Below are 18,095 nucleotides of genomic sequence, written 5' to 3' on the forward strand. Positions count from 1 at the left end.
ACCGTGCCGTCACTGGTCATCGGGGGCAACGGGTTTCTCGGTTCTCATCTCGTTCGGCAGCTCGTGGACGCGGGCGAGGAGGTGCGGGTGTTCACCCGGCCCACGAGTGACCTCCGGCCCCTGGCCGGTCTCGGCGTCGATCACGTGACGGGCGATCTCTTCGACGCTGACGCCGTCGCGCGGGCGATGACCGGTTGCGACGTGGTGTTCCACTGCGCGGTCGACACGCGCGCCTGGTTGCGCGATCCGGCACCGCTGTACCGGACGAACGTCGAGGCCCTGCGTTCGGTGCTCGACGTCGCAGCCCGGATGCCACTGCGGAAGTTCGTGTTCACCAGCACCGCGGCGACCATCGGGCGGGTGGACGGCCGTCGGGCGACGGAGGACGATGTGTTCAACTGGGCCGCGCGGGCTCCCGAGTATGTGCGCAGTCGCGTGGCCGCCGAGGACCTGGTGCGGCGTCGAGCCCAGGACGGCGCGGTACCCGCGGTCGCGATGTGCGTCGCCAACACCTACGGACCCGACGACTGGCAACCAACTCCCCACGGCGCATTCGTTGCCGGTGCGGCGCTGGGCAAGTTACCGTTCACCGTCCGCGGCTGTCGCGCCGAGTCGGTCGGCATCGACGACGCCGCGCAGGCGCTGCTCCTCGCGGCGGACCGCGGCGAGGTCGGCGAACGCTACATCGTCTCCGAGCGGTCCATCGACACCGGTGAGATCGTGGCCATCGCCGCCGCGACCGCCGGTCGTCAGCCCCCGCGCGTCGTTCTCAACCGCGCTGCGCTGTACACCTTCGGGGCGGTGGGTTCCGCCCGAGCGACGCTGACGCGCAAGCCGGTGCAGTTGACGATCCCCTCGGTCCGGTTGATGCACTTCATGTCCGAGATGGACCACGGCAAGGCCGAACGCGACCTCGGATGGCATCCACGCCCGGTGACCGAGGCCATCGCCGACGGTGCCCGCTTCTGGCTCGAACGACGCGCCGTCCGCCGCGCTGGTTGAGCCGACACAACCACCTCGCTGGTTGAGCCGGCACCGAGCCGCTTCCGCCCTGCTAAATTTAGCCGGCACCGAGCCACCGCTGCTGATCGAGCGCCCCCCGCTGGTTGAGCCGGCTCCGAGCGCAGCGAGGCGCCGAGTCGAAGCCACCTGGTGACCTCGACAGGCTCGGCCGGCGCGGGGAGACGCACCCCGGTATGCGCGGCATGGCGGGCGATGCGAGTGGCTGAATTCTCTGAACTCAGGGAGCCGCCGGCCCGGCCAGGATGCCGGCGAGTTCGTCAAGGCTGTAGGGCGAGGTGCCCTTGTGGTCGCGGTAAGCGACGAAACTCGCCTGCTGCGACTCGAACCGGCCGATGAATCCACCGGCAGCGCTGAAGATCTCGCCGGTGATGTGCTCGGCCGCGTCACTGGCCAGGAACACGTACAGCGGGGCGACGTACTCGGGCGGGGCGGGATCGAGCGCCGCGTCGCGCGTGGGGTCGTCGAGGATCCCGCGACGATGGAGTCCTTCGATGTGGGCGACGTAGTCGTCGCCGGAGGACAACCTCGACTTCGCTCCCGGCATCACCACGTTGACGCGTACGTGATGATCCCGGAGGTCCGCGGCCGCGGCGAGGGCGAGTGCGTTGACGCCGCCCTTCGCCGCGGGATAGCCGCTGCCACCGAACATTCCGAGCGAGGCCGCCGAACCCGTGAGCACGACCGACCCCGATCCTTGTTCGACGAACACCCTCCCCGCGGCCTGTAGGAGATGGAAGGCGCTCATCAGGTGGGCGTCGATCTGCTCGCGGAACTCGTCGGAAGCGATCGTCAGCACCGTCGAACCGGGAGGTTCGGCGATGCCGGCGCAGTTGATGGCGATGTCGAGGGCACCGAACTCCGCCAGCGCCGCCTCGACCATCGCCTGCGCCACTCCGTCGTCACCCGCGGACCCGCGAACGCCCACGGCATATCCGCCGCCGCCGCGGATCTCGGCGACGGTGTCGTCGACGGCCTGTCCGTCGCGACCGTTGACGACGACCGAGACTCCCTGTCCGGCCAGCGCATACGAGACGGCCAGTCCGATACCGCGGGTCGCGCCTGCGACAACGGCGACCCGGCCCCCCAGTCCCGCGCCGCCAGGTGACCAACCGCCGCCCGACGTCACGCCGAGCTGCCCACCGGCGTGATCGGGATCGACCGCCCGCGGTCGACGAATTCGAAACTCGCGCCCCCGCTGAAGCGTGCGACGGCCACCTCACCGTACTCCTTCTGCGGCGTGTCCGCCTTGGTGATCCGGACGACGAGATCGCCGTCGGCCTCGGTCGCGTCCGCGACGACGAGATACGGATCGACGGCGGTCGCCGCCGCCTGCAACGGTTCGACGTGGTCGACATCGAGTATCGACGTCCAACCGCCGTCGGTCATCGCATCGGACTCCCGGGGGATTCGGACGGTGACCGTGTCCCCGTCGGCCTCTGCGGTGAGTCCCGTGTACTGGGTCGGACCGAAACACGGATGCAGTGCCAGTACCTGGGCGAGACCTGCGGCGTCGGCGGACAGATCGAGCGCGACGCGAATCCGGTCGGCAGCGAGTCCGGCGATGCCGATCAGCTGCTTGCGGAAGATCTCGGTGGTCTGCGCCTCGCTCTCGGCATACCTGCGCAGGCTGGCGAGGAAGCCCAGCGACAGCAACTGGTGTTGCAGCGCAACCTCCTCGGCGACCCGCACCAGAGCCGACGTCGACCACTCCGCGAACTGCAGATCCTCGACGAGCGGGCCGCGGTAGTCGACCCAGCCGTCGGTCTCCGTGGTGTCGATGGCCGACAGGACGAGTTGACCGGCCCTCGTCTCGAACATGTCGACCGAATCCGGTGGGAGCGGCAGCTCGTCTCGATCCGGTTCGATCGTGACCGTCCACTCACAGTGCGGCGTGCGATCGACCGGTCGACGCGGGGGGCGATGAACCGGACGGATTCGTGCGCGCCGGTTGGTCGCGATCGCCGTCGCATCGAAGGTGGGGTCCTCGATGTCGTGGCACATGGTGGTCACGTAGTCGTCGCCGAGGGGTTCGACGTCGAGCAGCGCGCCGCAGTGATCGAGCACGAACGACCCGTGGTACTCGTCGTCGATGCGGTATCGGAAGTCCATGAACTGGGGTGGCGCACCGATGTCGAGTTGCAGACACTTGAACATGTCCTCGACACCGTCGCCGTCGATACCCAGGGCCGTGCGCATGCGATGCGTGTAGACCGGACTCGCGGCCATCCACTCCTCGATGGCGACCTTGCCCATCACGTCCCTGCCGAAGGCGCTGATGAGATGCGCCATGCCGCTGCGGTCGATCATCTGACCCGACAGCAGCAGTTCCGGTACGAGCACGGCGAGCTGATCCTGACTCAGACCTTGGTAGGTCGGGGCTGTGGAAGTCATGTCAGTTCACCAGAACGCGACCGGGGCCTTGCCGAAGTCGTACCAACCCGGCAGATCACCCGGCGCCGACTTCTCCACACGCTTGAGCATCGGCTCACTCATCGCGTTGTTCTTCATCATCTCGATGAAGAGAGCCGAGACGTTGCCGTAGTCGAAGAAGTCACGCTGCCAACGGAACTGGAAGTTTCCTCCGTACTTGAACCAGCTACCCTGGATGCCCTCGAGGCGTAGTGGCTGCCGTCGTCGCGTGTGCCCTCGTAGATCTGCTTCCACAGTCCGATCATGTCGCCGGTCTGGTCATCGATGACCCACGCCTGGTACGGGTACTCCCACCCCTGCAGACCCTCCATCTCCTGTCCGAGGGCGAGCTCGCGGATCTCCTCGCGGCCTACGGCCATGAAATCCTTGTTGGGGCCGTAGTTCCACCCGTAGGTGGCGTCTTCGGTGTAGAAGTCGGCCAGGGGCTTCCAGTCCCCCGCCTTCTCGGCCTCGATGTTCGCTGCGAGCCAGCGCTCTTTCATCTCGTCGAGTTCGGCACGGTCAAAAGACATGTGTTCCACCTTTATTCGATCGTTCGGGTATTGCGTGGGCGACGTGGTCGGAGCTCAGTCCTCGATGATCCGAAGGGCCTGAGTCGGGCAGTAGTGCACACCGGCCTCGACCTCGGCGCGCTGGGATTCATCGGGGGTCGCGTCGAGGATCTCCACATGATCGGTGTGCGCGGCGAAGACCTCGGGTGCCTCCATCTCGCACATCCCATGTCCCTGGCAGAGATCCAGGTCCACCTCGACGCGCATCACGCGTCCTGACGCTTGCGATAGGCGACGCGGCAGGGTTGCTGCAGCTGGACCACCATCTTCGAGTGGTCGTTGCGGTAACTCTCCGGCGGCTGCAACATCTCGAACTCGTAGTTCTGGAACAGCACCGAGAAGATGGCCTTCAGTTGCATGATCGCGAATTGCGCACCGACGCAACGGTGACGACCGGCGCCGAAGGGGATCCAGGTCCAGCGATTGACCAGATCCTCCTGCCGCGGTTTGTCGTAACGGTCGGGGTCGAAGGTGTCCGCCTCGGGGAAGTCCTCGGGCAGCCGGTTGGAGATCGCCGGCGAGACGGCGATCGACTGCCCGGCCTTCACCTCGAAGTCCTCGACGTGAAAGTCGTTCTGCACCACGCGCATGAGGATGATGAGCGGCGGGTGCAGCCGCAGCGCTTCTTTGAGCGCGTTCTCGAGCTGTGGCATCTGACGGGTGTGCGCAAAGGTGTATTCCGGGCGCTCGCCGGGCGGGGTCTCGCCGTAGATCTCGTCGAGCTCCTCGTACACGCGTTGCATGTAGTCGGGGTTGCGCAGCAGTTCGATGAGGGTCCACGCGGCGGTGCCCGACGTCGTGTGGTGGCCCGCGAACATCATCGAGATGAACATGCCGGTGATGGTGTTGGCGTCGAAGCCGACCTGGACGAGGACGTCCATCAGGTCGCGATCTTCCTTGTCCTCGGTCGGGTTCGCGATCCGCTCGTCCATCACGCCCTGGATGAACTCGACCAGTTCTGCCCGGGCCTCGTCACGCTTGCGGAAGCTCTCGATGTCGGCGTTGTAGTCAACGTAGGCGATCGGGTCCGTGCCCTTTTCCAGGTCGTGGAAGAGATGGGCGATGTGTCCGCTGAGCCGTTCCCGGAACTTCCGTCCGATGAGACACGACGACGACGTGTAGAGGGTCAGCTCGGCGAAGAAGTCGAGGAGGTCGATCTCCCCCTCGTCCCCCCAGTCGGCGATGATCCGCTCGACCTCGTTGGGGATGGTCACCGCGTGCTGCTTCATGTGTGCGCCCTTGAGCGCCGAGTTGTGGATCGCCTTGGATCGTTCCTCGGGACTGGTGTCGAACACGACGCCCTCGCCGAAGACCGGTGTCATGAACGGGTAGGCGGCGGCCTGGTCGAGGTCCTCCTCGGGGGCGCGGAAGAATTCCTCGTTCGCGGCCGATCCGGAGACGAGAACAACCTCACGGTCGGCGAGTTGGAACATGCCGACGTCCCCGCATTCCTCCCGCACGCGCCAGAACAGTGCGAGCGGATCGGTGGCGAGTTCGTCGAGATGTCCGTGTTCGCCCTCGCCACCCGAGACGCGATTCGGTTGTTTCAGGCCTGATTCGGTGATGGCGGTCATCCATCCGTCCCCTTCTCCTGTGCTGCCTGTCGTTTCTTGTCGCTGACTGCGCCTTCGGCCTCCACCTCGACCGACCGCATGTGCGCACCGCGAGGCATGGTCACCATGGCGGCGACGGCCTGCGCGATGTGTTCGGGCGAGAGGAAGTTGCCATGACGGGCCAGACCGTGTGTGATCCAGTCGTTCAGCATGTTCTCGGTCGTCTTCGGGTCGAGGTTCATCCCCATGCCGGTGAGTGTCTGCCCGGGCCGCACGACTCCCGCACGGACACCGGTTCCCTCGAGCTCGAGCTGAATGGTCGCCACCAGCCCATCGATGCCGGACTTGGCTGCGACGTACGCCGACGACCAGGGCCGCGGATGTATCGCCACATCGGAGCCGATGAACACGAAATCTCCTCGGGCGCGGTCGATCATGCCGGCGATCACGGCGCGGTAGATCCGGTAGGCGCCGGTGAGATGGATGTTGATCTGATCCGCGAAATGGTCGGTACCGGTCTCATAGGATAGTCCGACTGCGAGATCGCCCGCACCGGCGACGACGATCTCCAACGGCCCGAGAGCAGCTTCGGCCTTCGCCACGCAGTCGAGCACGGATTGCTCGTCGGTGACGTCGAGCGGAACTGCGACGGCCTCGCCACCGGCAGCGGTGATCTTGTCGGCGAGTTCCTGCAACTTCTCCACCCGGCGGGCGGCGAGCGCGACGGGATGGCCGGCAGCGGAGAGAAATTCGGCGGTGGCGGCGCCGATGCCCGACGACGCCCCCGCGACGAGGACCGGTCGGCGCTCGGGATGAGGACGGAAAGCCATCAGCGCACCGTCACCTTCACCGGGAGCTCGGCGAAGCCGCGCACGTTCACCGAGTGGACCCGTACCGCCTTGTCGGCATCGACCTCCACTGCCCGGATCGACTTGATCACCTCGGTCAGGCCGATGTTGGCCTCGAGGCGCGCGAGGTGCGCCCCGAGGCAGAAGTGGGCGCCCAGGCCGAAACTCATCAGGGACTGGGCGCAGTCGCGGCCGATCTCGTACCGGTCGGCGTCGGCGCCGAACACCTCGACGTCGCGGTTCGCCGAACCGACGAGCAGGAGTACGCGCTCGCCCGCCGGGATCACGAAGTCGCCATAAGGGGCATCCTCGATCACCCGCCGCACGACGATCTGCGTCGAGTTGTCGTAGCGCAGCGTCTCCTCGGTCCAGTCCGGGACGACGACTTCCGGGTCGGCGAAGACCTTGGCGAGCTCGTCCGGATTGCGCCAGCCCCAATACAGGGCGTTGGCAAGCAGTTTGGTGGTGGTCTCGTTGCCCGCCACCACCATCAGAACCATGAACCCGACGATCTCGTCCTCGGTGAGCTTCGTCTTCTCACCGGTCTCGTCGTCGTCGATCTCGGCCGCGATGAGGGCCGAGACCAGATCCTCGCCGGGGTTCTTGCGACGGTCGGCGATGAGCTCCGAATAGTACTTGTGCAGTTCGATGTACGCGTACACCGCCGCCTCGGGAAGGTCGAGGTCGCCGTCCTCGCGATGCAACAGCAGGTCGGACTGGTGGCGCAGCCGGGTGCGATCGGCTTCGGGCACTCCCAGCAGTTCGGACACGACGTCCATCGGGAGCAGGGCGGCGAAGTCGTGCACGAAGTCGAACTCGCCCTTGTCGAGACATCTGCTCCAATGCTGATGGGTGAGGGCGGTGATCCTGCCGGTGAGTTCGTTGACGCGGCGAGGCGTGAAGCCCTTGGAGACCAGTTTGCGGATACGCATGTGCTTGGGGTCGTCCATGGCGAGGAACGACATCGACTTGTGCGCGTCGGGACCGTACGCCGACGGGTCCATCGACACGCCCCAGCTGTTCGAGAGTCGTTGTGTGTCACGGAATGCGGCACGGACGTCGGCGTGTCCGGCGAGCGCCCAGAAGTTCATCCCGCCGTGGTAGTAGACCGGCGCCTCCGCGCGGAGACGGGAATAGGTCGGGTAGGGATCCTCGTGGAAATCATAGGCATACGGGTCGAAGGGGAGCTCGTGCTCCATCCCGGACACCGCCGTCGTTTCGGTCATCACTTCTCCATCAGTAGATGTGCGGCTGCGACAAGACGTTCGGAGGTCTGCTCGTAGGTCATGTGCCCCATACCGGCATAGACCAGGCCGCCGGAGTAGATCATCTCCAGGGCGTCGAGCAGCGGGCCCGGGTTTTCCGGGTCCTCTTCGAGGGCGGCGGCGAGACGACGCCGGATGAATGCGCCGATCCGCACGCGCAGGTGTTCGACGTCGGGGTCACTGCCCAGCAGGGCCACCGTGACCGCACCACCCAGCTGCCCCTCGCCGGCCACGACCAGCGCGACCTCGCGGAGCACCTGCGCGACGCGCTCACTCCGCGGTGCACCGGGATCCGGTTCGAGCACCCCGGCCGAGAGGCGACGCCAGAACACCTCGGCGACGAGGTGACTCTTCGACGAGAAGTAGGTGTAGGCGGTAGCCGGCGCGACCCCGGCGATCTTGGCCACCGACCGCACGGTCAGACCGTCGAAACCCTCGGCGTTCAGCACGTCGACCGCGGCATCGGTGAGACGTGTGACCGTCTCCGCCTGCTGCTGGGTCAGCCTGCGACGAGTGGATTCCTGAGACACGGGGCTGGACATGTGAGCCACGCTACACTAGGTTTGAACGCGAGTCCAGACACCTGTCCAGATGGAGTTCCAGCTCATGCCTCTTCGCCCCGAATCCGCGTCGGATCTGTTGATCGACGGCAAGCTCACCCCTGGGAGCGGTGGCGTCTTCGACGTCGTCAATCCCGCGACCGAGGAGGTCATCGGGCAGGCGGCCGACGCCACCGCGGCCGACATGGATGCCGCCATCGCCGCCGCTCGCACCGCCTTCGACACCACCGACTGGTCGCGCGATCACGCCTTCCGCGCTCGCTGCCTGCGTCAACTGCGCGACGCACTGCTCGCCCACGGCGACGAGTTCCGAGAGCTCACCATCGCCGAGGTCGGGTGCCCGTCGTTCCTCACCCACGGCCCGCAGTTCGAGGGACCCGTCACCGATCTCGGCTACTTCGCCGACCTCGCCGAGAGCTATGAGTGGACTCGCGACCTCGGCACCGCGAAACCCATGGGACTGAAGAACCACCGTGAGCTGCGCTCGGAGGCGGTCGGCGTCGTCGGCGCGATCACCCCGTGGAACTTCCCGCACCAGATCAATTTCGCCAAGATCGGACCCGCCCTAGCCGCCGGGTGCACGGTGGTGCTCAAGCCCGCGCCCGACACCCCGTGGTGTGCGGCGCTCGTCGGCAAGGTGGTCGCCGAGGAGACGGACTTCCCGCCGGGCGTCCTCAACATCGTCACCTCGACCGACCATCAGCTCGGCGCCCAGCTCAGCACCGACCCTCGCGTCGACCTGGTCTCGTTCACCGGCTCCACGGCGACGGGCAAGAAGGTGATGGCGGCCGCCTCCGAGTCGCTGAAGAAGGTGTTCCTGGAGCTGGGCGGCAAGTCGGCCTTCATCGTCCTCGACGACGCCGACATCGGATCCGCCTGCGCCATGGCCGCGTTCAACGTCGTCACCCATGCCGGCCAGGGGTGCGCGATCACGACGCGTCTCGTGGTTCCGCGCGGCAGCCTCGACGAGGCGATCACCGCTACCCGCGACGCGATGGCCGGCCTGCCCGCCGGGGACCCGACCGACGGCGGCACCATCTGCGGACCGGTCATCTCGGCCCGGCAGCGCCAGCGCATCGAGTCCTACATCGAACTCGCCACCAGTGAGGGCGGCACCATCGAGATCGGTGGCGGCCGTCCCGCCGACAGGCCCGCCGGTTTCTTCGTCGAACCGACCCTGATCTCGGGTCTGGACAACTCGGCGCGGGTGGCGCAGGAGGAGATCTTCGGCCCGGTGCTCGTGATCATCCCCCACGACGGCGACGACGACGCGATCCGCATCGCCAACGACTCGCCGTACGGGTTGTCGGGCATGGTCTACGGGACCGATGAGGACCGGATCGACAAGGTCGTCAACGGAGTTCGCACCGGGACGATGGGCGTCAACGGCGGCATCTGGTATTCCGCCGACGTCCCGTTCGGCGGTTTCAAACAGTCGGGCATCGGCCGCGAGATGGGTGTCGCCGGTTTCGAGGAGTACCTGGAGACCAAGGCCGTCGCCCGCCCGGCGTGACCCTTCGACAACACACTGACCACACAGAAAGCAGGACAATGAGTTCCAAGCGTTTCGAGAACAAGACCATCATCGTCACCGGCGCCGCCGGCGGGATCGGCGAGGCCTATGCGCGTGCCCTCGCCGCGGAGGGCGCGAACGTCGTGGTCGCCGACCTCGCCGACGAGAAGGGCAAGCAGGTAGCGGCCGACATCGGCGGACTGTACGTCAGCACCGATGTCGCGGATGAGGATTCGGCGAAGGCGCTCGCCGCCGCCACCGTCGACGCCTACGGTTCGATCGACGGTCTGGTGAACAACGCCGCGATCTACGGCGGGATGAAACTCGACTTCCTCATCACGGTGCCCTGGGACTATTACAAGAAGTTCATGAGCGTGAACCTCGACGGTGCACTCAACGTGACCCGGGCGGTCTACCCGCACATGACCAATGGCGGCGGCGCCATCGTCAACCAGTCCTCGACCGCCGCATGGCTGTACAGCGGCTTCTACGGGCTGGCCAAGGTCGGTGTCAACGGCCTGACCCAGCAGCTCGCCACCGAGCTCGGCGGGCAGAACATCCGCGTCAATGCGATCGCCCCGGGACCCATCGACACCGAGGCGACCCGGAGCACGACACCCAAGGAGATGGTCGCCGACATCGTGAACCGGTTGCCGCTGAAGCGTTTCGGCACTCCCGAGGATCTCGTCGGCATGTGCCTGTTCCTGCTGTCCGACGAGGCCGGGTGGATCACCGGGCAGATCTTCAACGTCGACGGCGGCCAGGTCATCCGCTCATGAGCGAGTCGTCCCTCATCCGTCTGGGGTATGTCGGACTCGGCAACATCGGTGGGCCGATGGCCGGGAGCCTGGCCGCCTGGGCCGGCGGGCTGACGGTGTTCGACCTGTCGTCCGACGCCGCCGCGAAGGTCGTCGAGAAGGGCGCCACCGCTGCGGAATCGCTTGCCGATCTCGCCGCGTCGGCCGACATCATCGGCATCTGCGTGCTCGACGACGCGCAGGTCCGAACCGTGGTCGCGGGTCCGGACGGCCTGCTGTCGGCAGCTCGCCCGGGCACCGTCATCACCGTCCACTCGACCATCGCGCCGGAGACCGCCGTCGAACTGGCGGATCTGTGCGCGGCGCGCGAGGTGACTCTGCTCGACGCACCGATCTCCGGTGGTGCGATGGGTGCGGCGTCGGGCCGCCTCGCGATCATGGTCGGTGGACCGCGGGACGCGTACGAGAAGCTGAAGGAACCGTTCGCGCTCACCGCCGACATGCTGGTCCACGCGGGGCCCGAGGTCGGCGCGGGTACCCGGATGAAGCTGGCGCGCAACCTCCTCCACTTCATCTCGTTCACCGCGACCACCGAGGCCGCGCGACTGGCCGAGGCCGCCGGCATCGACATCACCAAGCTCGGCAAGGTGGTCCGGCACTCCGACGCCGTGACCGGTGGGGCCGGGGCGATCATGTTGCGCGACACCACCGCTCCCGTCGAGCGCGACGATCCCTGGTACGGAATCCTCGCCGGCGTCCGTACCCTGGGCGAGAAGGACCTGACGCTCGCACTCGCACTCGGTGACGAACTCGGCGTCGACCTGCCCCTCGGGCAGCTCGCGTTGCGGAACCTGGCCACCGGGCTCGGTGTCCCCCACCTCGAAGGAGAACCAGCATGACCCGTTCCAACATCTCCGACGACGCACCCGACGAGGCACGCAAGCGCGGCCTCGCCAAGATGTCAGAGGTCTACGGCTGGGAGGTGAGCGACGGCCCGGGCGACTACTTCGCACACACCGCCGACCAGGTGTTCGGCAATGTGTGGGCGCGAGACGGTCTGTCCAACCGTGATCGTCGGCTGCTCCTGCTCGGCGCGCTCGCCGCGAGCAACAACATCGACGTCGCCGAGATCCAGGCCGGTGCCGCACTCGGGAACGGAGAGCTCACCCCAGAGCAGCTCGAGGAGATCAGCCTCTTCCTCTGCTACTACGTAGGCTGGCCGCAGGGCACCAAGATGCACTTCATGTTCGGTGAGGTGATCAAGCAGCACCGGAAGAAGAAGTGAGTCGACCCATGCGGTTTCGAGTCCTACAGGGCGGCGACGGGTGTTCGTTGCTCAGCGCCTCTCCCCTCCCCGACCTCGCCGCGGCCGGATACACCGACATCGAGTACGCGGCGTCGGGGGTGGCCGAGAAGATCGTCGGGGACCCGCCCGCGCCCGCCGCCGAGTTCACGACCCGGGTCGTCGTCCGACGCCCAGCGGAGCCCGCGACGTTCAGCGGCTGCGTTGTCGTCGAGTGGCTGAACGTCAGCAGTGGCGCCGACGCCGCCCCCGAATACTCCTATGTGGCTGCTGAACTGGTCCGTTCCGGGCACGCCTGGATCGGGGTCTCGGCCCAGTTCGTCGGAGTGGAGGGCGGCACGGGCTCGGTCGGCGTCGCGACCGGTGCGCCGCAGAGTCTCGCCGCCAAGGACCCGGAACGGTATGCCGGACTCCACCATCCTGGTGATGCGTACTGTTACGACATCTTCAGCTCGATCGGACGGGCCGCCCGGGACACCGCTGGGGCCGACCATCCCCTCGCGGGCCTGACGGTCGCCACCGTGCTCGCGATCGGCGAATCACAGTCGGCGATGGCCCTGACGACCTACGTGAACGCCATCGGCCCGGATGCGGCGCCGTTCGACGGATACCTCATCCACAGCCGCGCGGCCGCCGGGTTGCCCGCAGGCGAGGTCGGTTCGGGCATCGACGTGGCGACCGTCTTCGGGCGCGAGCCCACCACGATCCGCGCCGACCTCGACGCACCGGTGTTCGTGGTGCAGACCGAGACCGACGTCCTGACCAACTTCCGTTATCACACTGCGCGGCAACCGGATTCCGACCGGTTACGCGTGTGGGAAATGGCGGGCACGTCCCACGCCGACCTGCACCAGGTCGGCGACTTCGAGGAGTTCCTCGGCTGCCCCGACCCCGTCAACCGGGGTCAGCAGCGTTTCGTCCTGCGGGCTGCGTTGCGGCACCTGCGATCCTGGGCCAACGGTGGCGATCCGCCGCCGGCAGCCGCCCCGCTGGCCCTCCGGGACATCGACGGCGCCGACCCCGTGTTCGAGCTGGACGACATCGGCAACGTCCGGGGCGGGGTCCGGACGCCGTGCGTCGACGCACCGACCCAGGTCCTCAGCGGGATCGTCGCCGACCCCGTCTCCCGCATCTGCCTGCTGTTCGGCACGACATTCCCTGTACCCGCCGACGCGTTGGCGGCCCGGTACGGAACGCGCGACGAATACGAGAAGCACTACCGGAACGCCGCCGACGCCGCCATCGCGGGCGGATTCGTCCTCGCCGAGGACCGTGACGAGCTGCTCGCCGACGCCAATCCGGACCTGATCCCGAACTGACCGTCCGCCGAATCGTCTCGACGCGCGGCGGTTTGAAAATCACCATGACTCCAACGGTGCCGGTGGAGTCGAGTTCTCAGTAGCGTCCCAGAAGTCCTGCCAGCCCTCTCCCAGGCGGATTTCGATGACTCTAGAACTCACGACACCGGTCGGTGTCGCCCCCGTGCCGTCCGCGGCCGGGCCCGTCGACGTGCCGTCCGACGGCCCGGCGGCCCGAGTACGTCGGCGACGGCTCTCCCGTCACGCCGCCACACGCACGCTCCGTCAGTCCATCGGCCTGATCCTGGTCGTCGTCATCTGGCAGGTCGGCGCGCGGGGATGGCTCGGCGCGACCACCCCCGCACCCACCGAGGTGGTCGAGGCGGGCTGGGAACTGATCAGCACCGGTGAACTCTGGACCCATCTGGCCGCGTCGGGGCGGCGCGTCGCGATCGGACTGGCGATCGGGATCGCCATCGGCGCGGTGCTCGGCGCGGCCGCCGGCCTCTTCAAGGTCGCCGAAGACCTGGTCAACGCACCGGTCCAGGTGCTGCGGATGATGCCCGCCGTGGCCCTCGTCCCGGTCTTCATCATCTGGTTCGGGATCGGCGACTCGTTCAAGATCGCCCTGATCATCGTCGCCCCGATCTTCCCCATCTATCTCAACTTCCTCGCCGGCATCCGGGGCGTGGACCAGAAGCTCATCGAAGCCGCCGAATCGCTGGAGCTGACGCGTTTCGAACTCGTGCGATACGTGGTCCTGCCGGGCGCACTACCGCAGATCTTCGTCGGGCTACGACAGGCGCTGGGCATCGGTTGGCTCGTCCTGGTCGTCGCGGAGATGCAGACCACCCCGGTCGGTCTGGGCTTCCTGATGAACGACGCCAAGGAGTACCTACGCACCGATCAGATCTTCCTGGTCCTGGTGATCTACGCGGTACTCGGACTGCTCACCGACATCGGCGTGCGAATACTCGAGCGTCGGTTCCTGTCGTGGCGCAACGGATTCGAAGGTAGGTGAGTGGAATGTCCGCAGATCGAATCGACGGTGTCCGCGTCCTCGGCGCCGGGCGCGAGTTCGACGGCCGGCGGGTTCTCGACCGCGTGGATCTGACCATCGCCCGGGGCGAGTTCGTCGCGCTGCTCGGAGCGAGTGGTTCCGGGAAGAGCACCCTGCTCCGGGGGATCGGCGGGCTCGACCGCGGTTTCACCGGCACGATCGAGGCACCCTCGGCCAAGGCCATCGTGTTCCAGGAGCACCGACTCATCCCCTGGATGTCGGTGTGGCGCAACGTCGCGCTCGGGTTGCGCGGCGGTGACACCGAGGCCCGCGCGCTCCGCGCACTCGACGAGGTGGGGCTGGCGGCCAAGTCCGGCGCCTGGCCGTCCACGCTCTCGGGTGGCGAGGCCCAGCGCACCGCGCTGGCACGCGCACTCGTCCGGGAGCCCGACCTGCTGTTGCTCGACGAACCGTTCGGCGCGCTCGACGCCCTGACCCGGATCAATGCCCAACGCCTGGTGGCCCGGTTGTGGGAAGCGCACCGTCCGGCAACACTGCTGGTGACGCACGACGTCGAGGAAGCCCTTCTGCTCGCGGATCGCGCGCTGATCCTGCGGGCCGGCCGGATCGCACAGGAGATCGTCGTGGATCTACCTCGCCCATGCCAGGTCACCGATCCCGAATTCGTCGCCCTCCGTTCACAACTGCTCGCCGGGCTCGGCGTCGGCGGAACCGACGCCGAATCCACCGGCCGCACAACGACACCGACAACGACACCCCGGGAGTTCACCCATGTCTGACGTACTGACCCTGTCCACGGACGTGCTGGTGATCGGCGGTGGTCCCGCCGCGACCTGGGCCGCCATCCACGCTCGCGACGCCGGAGCCGAGGTGATCATCGTGGACAAGGGTTACTGCGGTGCGTCGGGTACGACGGCCCCGGCCGGGACCGGGGTCTGGTACGTCGTCCCGGACCCGGACAAGCGCTCGGCGGCGAAGGCGAGTCGCGAAGCGCTCGGTGGGTATCTCGCGGACCACGCCTGGATGGACCGGGTTCTCGACAGGACCTACGCGAACATGCACCGGCTGGGCACCGAGGGTCGCTACCCGTTCCCGATCGACGAGCACACCGGGGAGCCCATCCGCACCGGTGTCCAGGGCCCGGAGTACATGCGTCGCATGCGCGCGTGGGTCCGACGCCGCGGTGTACAGATCCTCGATCACTCCCCCGTCCTGGAACTCCTCACCGACAGCCAGGGCGCTGTGCGGGGCGCCGCCGGATACCAGCGGCAGACCGGCCGGGACTTCCGGATCTCGGCCGGCGCCGTCGTCGTGGCGACGGGCGGATGTGCGTTCCTGTCCAAGGCACTGGGCAGCAACGTCGACACCGGCGACGGCGCACTGATGGCGGCGGAGGTGGGTGCCTCGTTCTCCGGGATGGAGTTCGCCAACGCGTACGCGATCGTGCCGAAAGGCTCCACGGTGACCAAGACCGCGTACTACGGCTACGCCACCTTCTTCCACGCCGACGGACGCATCGTCGAGGGTGCGGGATCGACGAAGGGGCGGTCGGTGATCGCACGGACTCTGCTGCAGGAGAAGGTCTACGCACAGCTGGACCGGGCCGATGAGCGGGTGGCGGCACAGATGCGCCAGGGTCAACCCAACTTCTTCCTCCAGTTCGACCGCCGGGGCATCAACCCGTTCACCGACCGGTTCGAGGTCGATCTCCTCGCCGAGGGCACCGTTCGCGGAACCGGTGGCATCGACATCGTCGACGCGGACTGCTGGACCGGCGTCCCGGGTCTCTACGCGGCCGGCGACGCCGCCACCCGCGAGCGGATCTGCGGTGGCTTCACCGGCGGCGGCAGCCACAACTCCGCCTGGGCGATGTCGTCGGGCAGTTTCGCAGGCGCTGCCGCGGCACGAGCGGCCCGCGACGCGGGCGGGGCATCCCCACTCGATCGGCTCTCGGGCGCCGGCACCGTCGGATTGGACTCCGCCCGGAGCGGGATCACACCCGACGAGGTGGTGACCGCCGCACAGGGCGAACTGATCCCCTTCGAGAAGAACTACCTGCGTCACGGCGACCGTATGGCACCGGCGCTGAACGCCCTGGACTCGCTGTGGGACGAGGTCTCCGGCCCGGCCTACGGCGCCCGCACACCGGCGGGGCGCGTCCGCGCGCGGGAGGCGGCTGCAATCACCGCGGTCGGACGGTGGATCTACCGATCCGCACTCGCCCGCACCGAATCCCGCGGGATGAGCAAGCGCGCCGACCACCCCGAGCTCGACCCGGCACTGGGCGATCACGTCCGCACCGGCGGACTCGGCGATGTCTGGGTCGCCGCACCCGGATCGGCTGTCCGCCGGCCAGACCCGGCCCCTCGGCTCGCCGTCAGGATTCCCGCGTGATCGAGCTCGTCGTCGCGTCGGCGTGTATCGCCTGCGACAAATGCGTGAATGCCTGTCCCACCAACGTCTTCGACACCGGACCCGACGGCGTACCGGTCATCGCACGGCAGTCCGACTGCCAGACCTGCTTCATGTGCGAGGCGTACTGCCCCACCGACGCTCTCTACGTCAGCCCGGAGTCGTCCCCACTCGGCACCCGAGAATCGTTGCCGCTCGAGCTGATCGGCAGCTACCGGGAACGGCTCGGCTGGGGCAAGGGGCGCGCACCAGGAAGCCTCACCGCGGTCGGGCCCCCGATCCCGCATGGAGACCCGCCACCCCGGCTCGACGAGCAACACGCCGACTGACCGGCTCACCCCGTTCATCCCTTCAGACCGCCAGAACAGAGAAAACATGCCCACCACATCATCTTTCGGATCACCGCTGCGCCGGATCAGACGCGCCCTCGCCCTCTTGTCGGCGGGCGTGGCATTCGCAGCGGTGGCCGCGTGCGGTTCCGACGATGCGTCGTCGGCGCAGCGCGAGGTCATCGACACACTCCGGATCGGCGTCATCGGCTCGAGCAACGTGATCGCTGGTCCGGTCGGCTTCGCCCACAGTCGAGGCGAACTGCTCGATGCCTTCGCCCCGCTCGGTGTCAACAACGTCGAGGTCTTCAACTTCCCGAACGGTCCCGATCTCAATCAGGCGCTCATCGGCGGACGCCTCGACGTGGCGAGCTACGGTGACACCCCCGCGCTCGTCGCCCGGGGTTCGGGCCTGCAGACCCGCCTGCTGACGATCGGCCAGTTCGACAACGACGCGGGTGTGGTGGCGAAGGACCCGTCGATCCGGTCGCTTGCCGATCTGGCCGGCAAGAACATCGGCGTGCCGAAGGGGTCCTACATCGACCGTTACCTGCAGGGCGCGCTTGCCGAACAGGGCATCACCGCCAACCTGATCCATCTGTATCCCGCCGATCAGGAGGCCCCACTCAACTCCGGGGAGATCGACGGAGCGGCGCTGCCCGGCGTCATCCCGTCGGTGGCGCTGCAGACCTTCGAAGGCAAGGGATTTCACCTGGTGGACTCGGTCTACCGGGACCATCCCGATCTGGCCGGCACCAGCGTGACGGTCAGCAGTGACCAGTTCCTGGAGAAGAATCCGGACTTCGCCGCGACGTGGCAGCAATTGCACGCGTCGTCGGTCCTCTACGCGAAGGCGAATTGGGAGGAGTACCTCCAGTTCGAGCTCGGCAACTCCAAGGCACCCGAAGCCGCCGTCCGTGCCGCCGCCAACCCCGAGGGCTACTCCGAGGAGCCGTTCCCGGCCCGCGCCGTCGAATTGCTCACCGGCACCAAGGCTTTCCTGGTCGAGCAGGGCAGCATCGAAGAAGACTTCGAACTCGACTCCTGGCTGCAGCGTCCCGCGACAGGAGCGAACTCGTGACCGGGCCCCGGTTCGGAGTGTGGACCAATGTGTACGGCACCTGGGCGTCGGCACACCATCCCGACGACCCGGTCGACGCATCCTGGGAACGCAACCTGGCACTGGTCCGCCGCGCGGAGGAACTGGGGTATCACAGCACCCCGTGAGGTG

19 protein-coding genes and 1 pseudogene are annotated in these 18,095 nt (G+C 67.5%); 12 read left to right on the plus strand and 8 right to left on the minus strand.

Annotated elements, in window-relative coordinates:
- The first annotated feature begins 3 nt into the window (after positions 1-3).
- Positions 4-1,002 (plus strand): NAD-dependent epimerase/dehydratase family protein, encoded by a 999-nt coding sequence (locus QAD21_RS18715; protein WP_280359974.1) that lies wholly within the window; start codon positions 4-6, stop codon positions 1,000-1,002.
- Positions 1,003-1,240: 238 nt separating this feature from the next.
- On the opposite strand, the gene QAD21_RS18720 is transcribed toward QAD21_RS18715, so the two are convergent.
- From QAD21_RS18720 to QAD21_RS18755, 8 genes and pseudogenes are all read right to left on the minus strand, one after another.
- Positions 1,241-2,149 carry an SDR family oxidoreductase gene (locus QAD21_RS18720; RefSeq protein WP_078114116.1) on the minus strand — a complete coding sequence of 303 codons (909 nt, stop codon included), beginning with the start codon at positions 2,147-2,149 and terminating at the stop codon, positions 1,241-1,243.
- Positions 2,146-3,414, minus strand: a complete 1,269-nt coding sequence (locus QAD21_RS18725; RefSeq protein ID WP_280359975.1) for a hypothetical protein — start codon at positions 3,412-3,414, stop codon at positions 2,146-2,148. The genes QAD21_RS18720 and QAD21_RS18725 overlap by 4 nt, the downstream gene beginning before the upstream one ends.
- Positions 3,415-3,420: 6 nt before the next feature.
- Positions 3,421-3,965, minus strand: a pseudogene (locus tag QAD21_RS18730) (nuclear transport factor 2 family protein).
- Positions 3,966-4,019: 54 nt separating this feature from the next.
- Positions 4,020-4,211, minus strand: a complete 192-nt coding sequence (locus QAD21_RS18735; RefSeq protein WP_280359976.1) for a ferredoxin — start codon at positions 4,209-4,211, stop codon at positions 4,020-4,022.
- Positions 4,211-5,578 carry a cytochrome P450 gene (locus QAD21_RS18740; protein ID WP_280359977.1) on the minus strand — a complete coding sequence of 456 codons (1,368 nt, stop codon included), beginning with the start codon at positions 5,576-5,578 and terminating at the stop codon, positions 4,211-4,213. Before QAD21_RS18740 ends, QAD21_RS18735 begins: the two co-directional genes overlap by 1 nt.
- A complete protein-coding gene (locus QAD21_RS18745; protein WP_280359979.1) occupies positions 5,575-6,387 on the minus strand; it encodes an SDR family oxidoreductase in 813 nt (270 codons plus the stop codon). Before QAD21_RS18745 ends, QAD21_RS18740 begins: the two co-directional genes overlap by 4 nt.
- Entirely contained in the window at positions 6,387-7,631 is a 1,245-nt protein-coding gene (locus tag QAD21_RS18750; protein WP_159371372.1) for a cytochrome P450, read from the minus strand. The genes QAD21_RS18745 and QAD21_RS18750 overlap by 1 nt, the downstream gene beginning before the upstream one ends.
- Positions 7,631-8,212 carry a TetR/AcrR family transcriptional regulator gene (locus QAD21_RS18755; protein ID WP_033206302.1) on the minus strand — a complete coding sequence of 194 codons (582 nt, stop codon included), beginning with the start codon at positions 8,210-8,212 and terminating at the stop codon, positions 7,631-7,633. Before QAD21_RS18755 ends, QAD21_RS18750 begins: the two co-directional genes overlap by 1 nt.
- 64 nt (positions 8,213-8,276) lie before the next feature.
- On the opposite strand from QAD21_RS18755, the gene QAD21_RS18760 reads away from it, so the two are divergent.
- The 11 genes from QAD21_RS18760 (at position 8,277) to QAD21_RS18810 (ending at position 18,091) form a co-directional block, all read left to right on the plus strand.
- Positions 8,277-9,743 carry an aldehyde dehydrogenase gene (locus tag QAD21_RS18760; RefSeq protein WP_065629784.1) on the plus strand — a complete coding sequence of 489 codons (1,467 nt, stop codon included), beginning with the start codon at positions 8,277-8,279 and terminating at the stop codon, positions 9,741-9,743.
- 38 nt (positions 9,744-9,781) lie between these two features.
- Positions 9,782-10,522: an SDR family oxidoreductase gene (locus QAD21_RS18765; RefSeq protein WP_065629688.1), complete on the plus strand. Its 741-nt coding sequence runs from the start codon at positions 9,782-9,784 to the stop codon at positions 10,520-10,522.
- On the plus strand, positions 10,519-11,400 hold the full coding sequence (locus QAD21_RS18770) for an NAD(P)-dependent oxidoreductase (RefSeq protein WP_280359980.1): 882 nt from the start codon (positions 10,519-10,521) through the stop codon (positions 11,398-11,400). The genes QAD21_RS18765 and QAD21_RS18770 overlap by 4 nt, the downstream gene beginning before the upstream one ends.
- Positions 11,397-11,786, plus strand: a complete 390-nt coding sequence (locus QAD21_RS18775) for a carboxymuconolactone decarboxylase family protein (RefSeq protein WP_065629690.1) — start codon at positions 11,397-11,399, stop codon at positions 11,784-11,786. The genes QAD21_RS18770 and QAD21_RS18775 overlap by 4 nt, the downstream gene beginning before the upstream one ends.
- Before the next feature lie 8 nt (positions 11,787-11,794).
- On the plus strand, positions 11,795-13,123 hold the full coding sequence (locus QAD21_RS18780; protein WP_280359981.1) for an alpha/beta hydrolase domain-containing protein: 1,329 nt from the start codon (positions 11,795-11,797) through the stop codon (positions 13,121-13,123).
- A 124-nt stretch (positions 13,124-13,247) separates the two neighbouring features.
- Positions 13,248-14,123 (plus strand): ABC transporter permease, encoded by an 876-nt coding sequence (locus QAD21_RS18785; protein WP_280359982.1) that lies wholly within the window; start codon positions 13,248-13,250, stop codon positions 14,121-14,123.
- A 5-nt stretch (positions 14,124-14,128) separates the two neighbouring features.
- Positions 14,129-14,902, plus strand: a complete 774-nt coding sequence (locus QAD21_RS18790; protein ID WP_280359984.1) for an ABC transporter ATP-binding protein — start codon at positions 14,129-14,131, stop codon at positions 14,900-14,902.
- Entirely contained in the window at positions 14,895-16,517 is a 1,623-nt protein-coding gene (locus tag QAD21_RS18795; protein WP_280359986.1) for an FAD-binding protein, read from the plus strand. Before QAD21_RS18790 ends, QAD21_RS18795 begins: the two co-directional genes overlap by 8 nt.
- On the plus strand, positions 16,514-16,864 hold the full coding sequence (locus QAD21_RS18800) for a ferredoxin family protein (protein ID WP_280359988.1): 351 nt from the start codon (positions 16,514-16,516) through the stop codon (positions 16,862-16,864). Before QAD21_RS18795 ends, QAD21_RS18800 begins: the two co-directional genes overlap by 4 nt.
- Positions 16,865-16,910: 46 nt before the next feature.
- Positions 16,911-17,945: an NrtA/SsuA/CpmA family ABC transporter substrate-binding protein gene (locus QAD21_RS18805; protein ID WP_280359989.1), complete on the plus strand. Its 1,035-nt coding sequence runs from the start codon at positions 16,911-16,913 to the stop codon at positions 17,943-17,945.
- On the plus strand, positions 17,942-18,091 hold the full coding sequence (locus QAD21_RS18810; protein ID WP_231742467.1) for a hypothetical protein: 150 nt from the start codon (positions 17,942-17,944) through the stop codon (positions 18,089-18,091). The genes QAD21_RS18805 and QAD21_RS18810 overlap by 4 nt, the downstream gene beginning before the upstream one ends.
- Positions 18,092-18,095: the final 4 nt, after the last annotated feature.

This window comes from Gordonia sp. SMJS1, from assembly GCF_029866425.1.
Taxonomy (GTDB): domain Bacteria; phylum Actinomycetota; class Actinomycetes; order Mycobacteriales; family Mycobacteriaceae; genus Gordonia; species Gordonia hongkongensis.

Bases quoted from the DNA above. Each gene is read 5' to 3' on its own strand.
- QAD21_RS18790 (WP_280359984.1), top strand. From the start codon at position 14,129: ATGTCCGCAGATCGAATCGACGGTGTCCGCGTCCTCGGCGCCGGGCGC.
- QAD21_RS18785 (WP_280359982.1), top strand. From the start codon at position 13,248: ATGACTCTAGAACTCACGACACCGGTCGGTGTCGCCCCCGTGCCGTCC.
- QAD21_RS18755 (WP_033206302.1), bottom strand. From the start codon at position 8,212: ATGTCCAGCCCCGTGTCTCAGGAATCCACTCGTCGCAGGCTGACCCAG.
- QAD21_RS18795 (WP_280359986.1), top strand. From the start codon at position 14,895: ATGTCTGACGTACTGACCCTGTCCACGGACGTGCTGGTGATCGGCGGT.
- QAD21_RS18750 (WP_159371372.1), bottom strand. From the start codon at position 7,631: ATGACCGAAACGACGGCGGTGTCCGGGATGGAGCACGAGCTCCCCTTC.
- QAD21_RS18780 (WP_280359981.1), top strand. From the start codon at position 11,795: ATGCGGTTTCGAGTCCTACAGGGCGGCGACGGGTGTTCGTTGCTCAGC.
- QAD21_RS18745 (WP_280359979.1), bottom strand. From the start codon at position 6,387: ATGGCTTTCCGTCCTCATCCCGAGCGCCGACCGGTCCTCGTCGCGGGG.
- QAD21_RS18740 (WP_280359977.1), bottom strand. From the start codon at position 5,578: ATGACCGCCATCACCGAATCAGGCCTGAAACAACCGAATCGCGTCTCG.
- QAD21_RS18775 (WP_065629690.1), top strand. From the start codon at position 11,397: ATGACCCGTTCCAACATCTCCGACGACGCACCCGACGAGGCACGCAAG.
- QAD21_RS18760 (WP_065629784.1), top strand. From the start codon at position 8,277: ATGCCTCTTCGCCCCGAATCCGCGTCGGATCTGTTGATCGACGGCAAG.
- QAD21_RS18770 (WP_280359980.1), top strand. From the start codon at position 10,519: ATGAGCGAGTCGTCCCTCATCCGTCTGGGGTATGTCGGACTCGGCAAC.
- QAD21_RS18805 (WP_280359989.1), top strand. From the start codon at position 16,911: ATGCCCACCACATCATCTTTCGGATCACCGCTGCGCCGGATCAGACGC.
- QAD21_RS18735 (WP_280359976.1), bottom strand. From the start codon at position 4,211: ATGCGCGTCGAGGTGGACCTGGATCTCTGCCAGGGACATGGGATGTGC.
- QAD21_RS18725 (WP_280359975.1), bottom strand. From the start codon at position 3,414: ATGACTTCCACAGCCCCGACCTACCAAGGTCTGAGTCAGGATCAGCTC.
- QAD21_RS18765 (WP_065629688.1), top strand. From the start codon at position 9,782: ATGAGTTCCAAGCGTTTCGAGAACAAGACCATCATCGTCACCGGCGCC.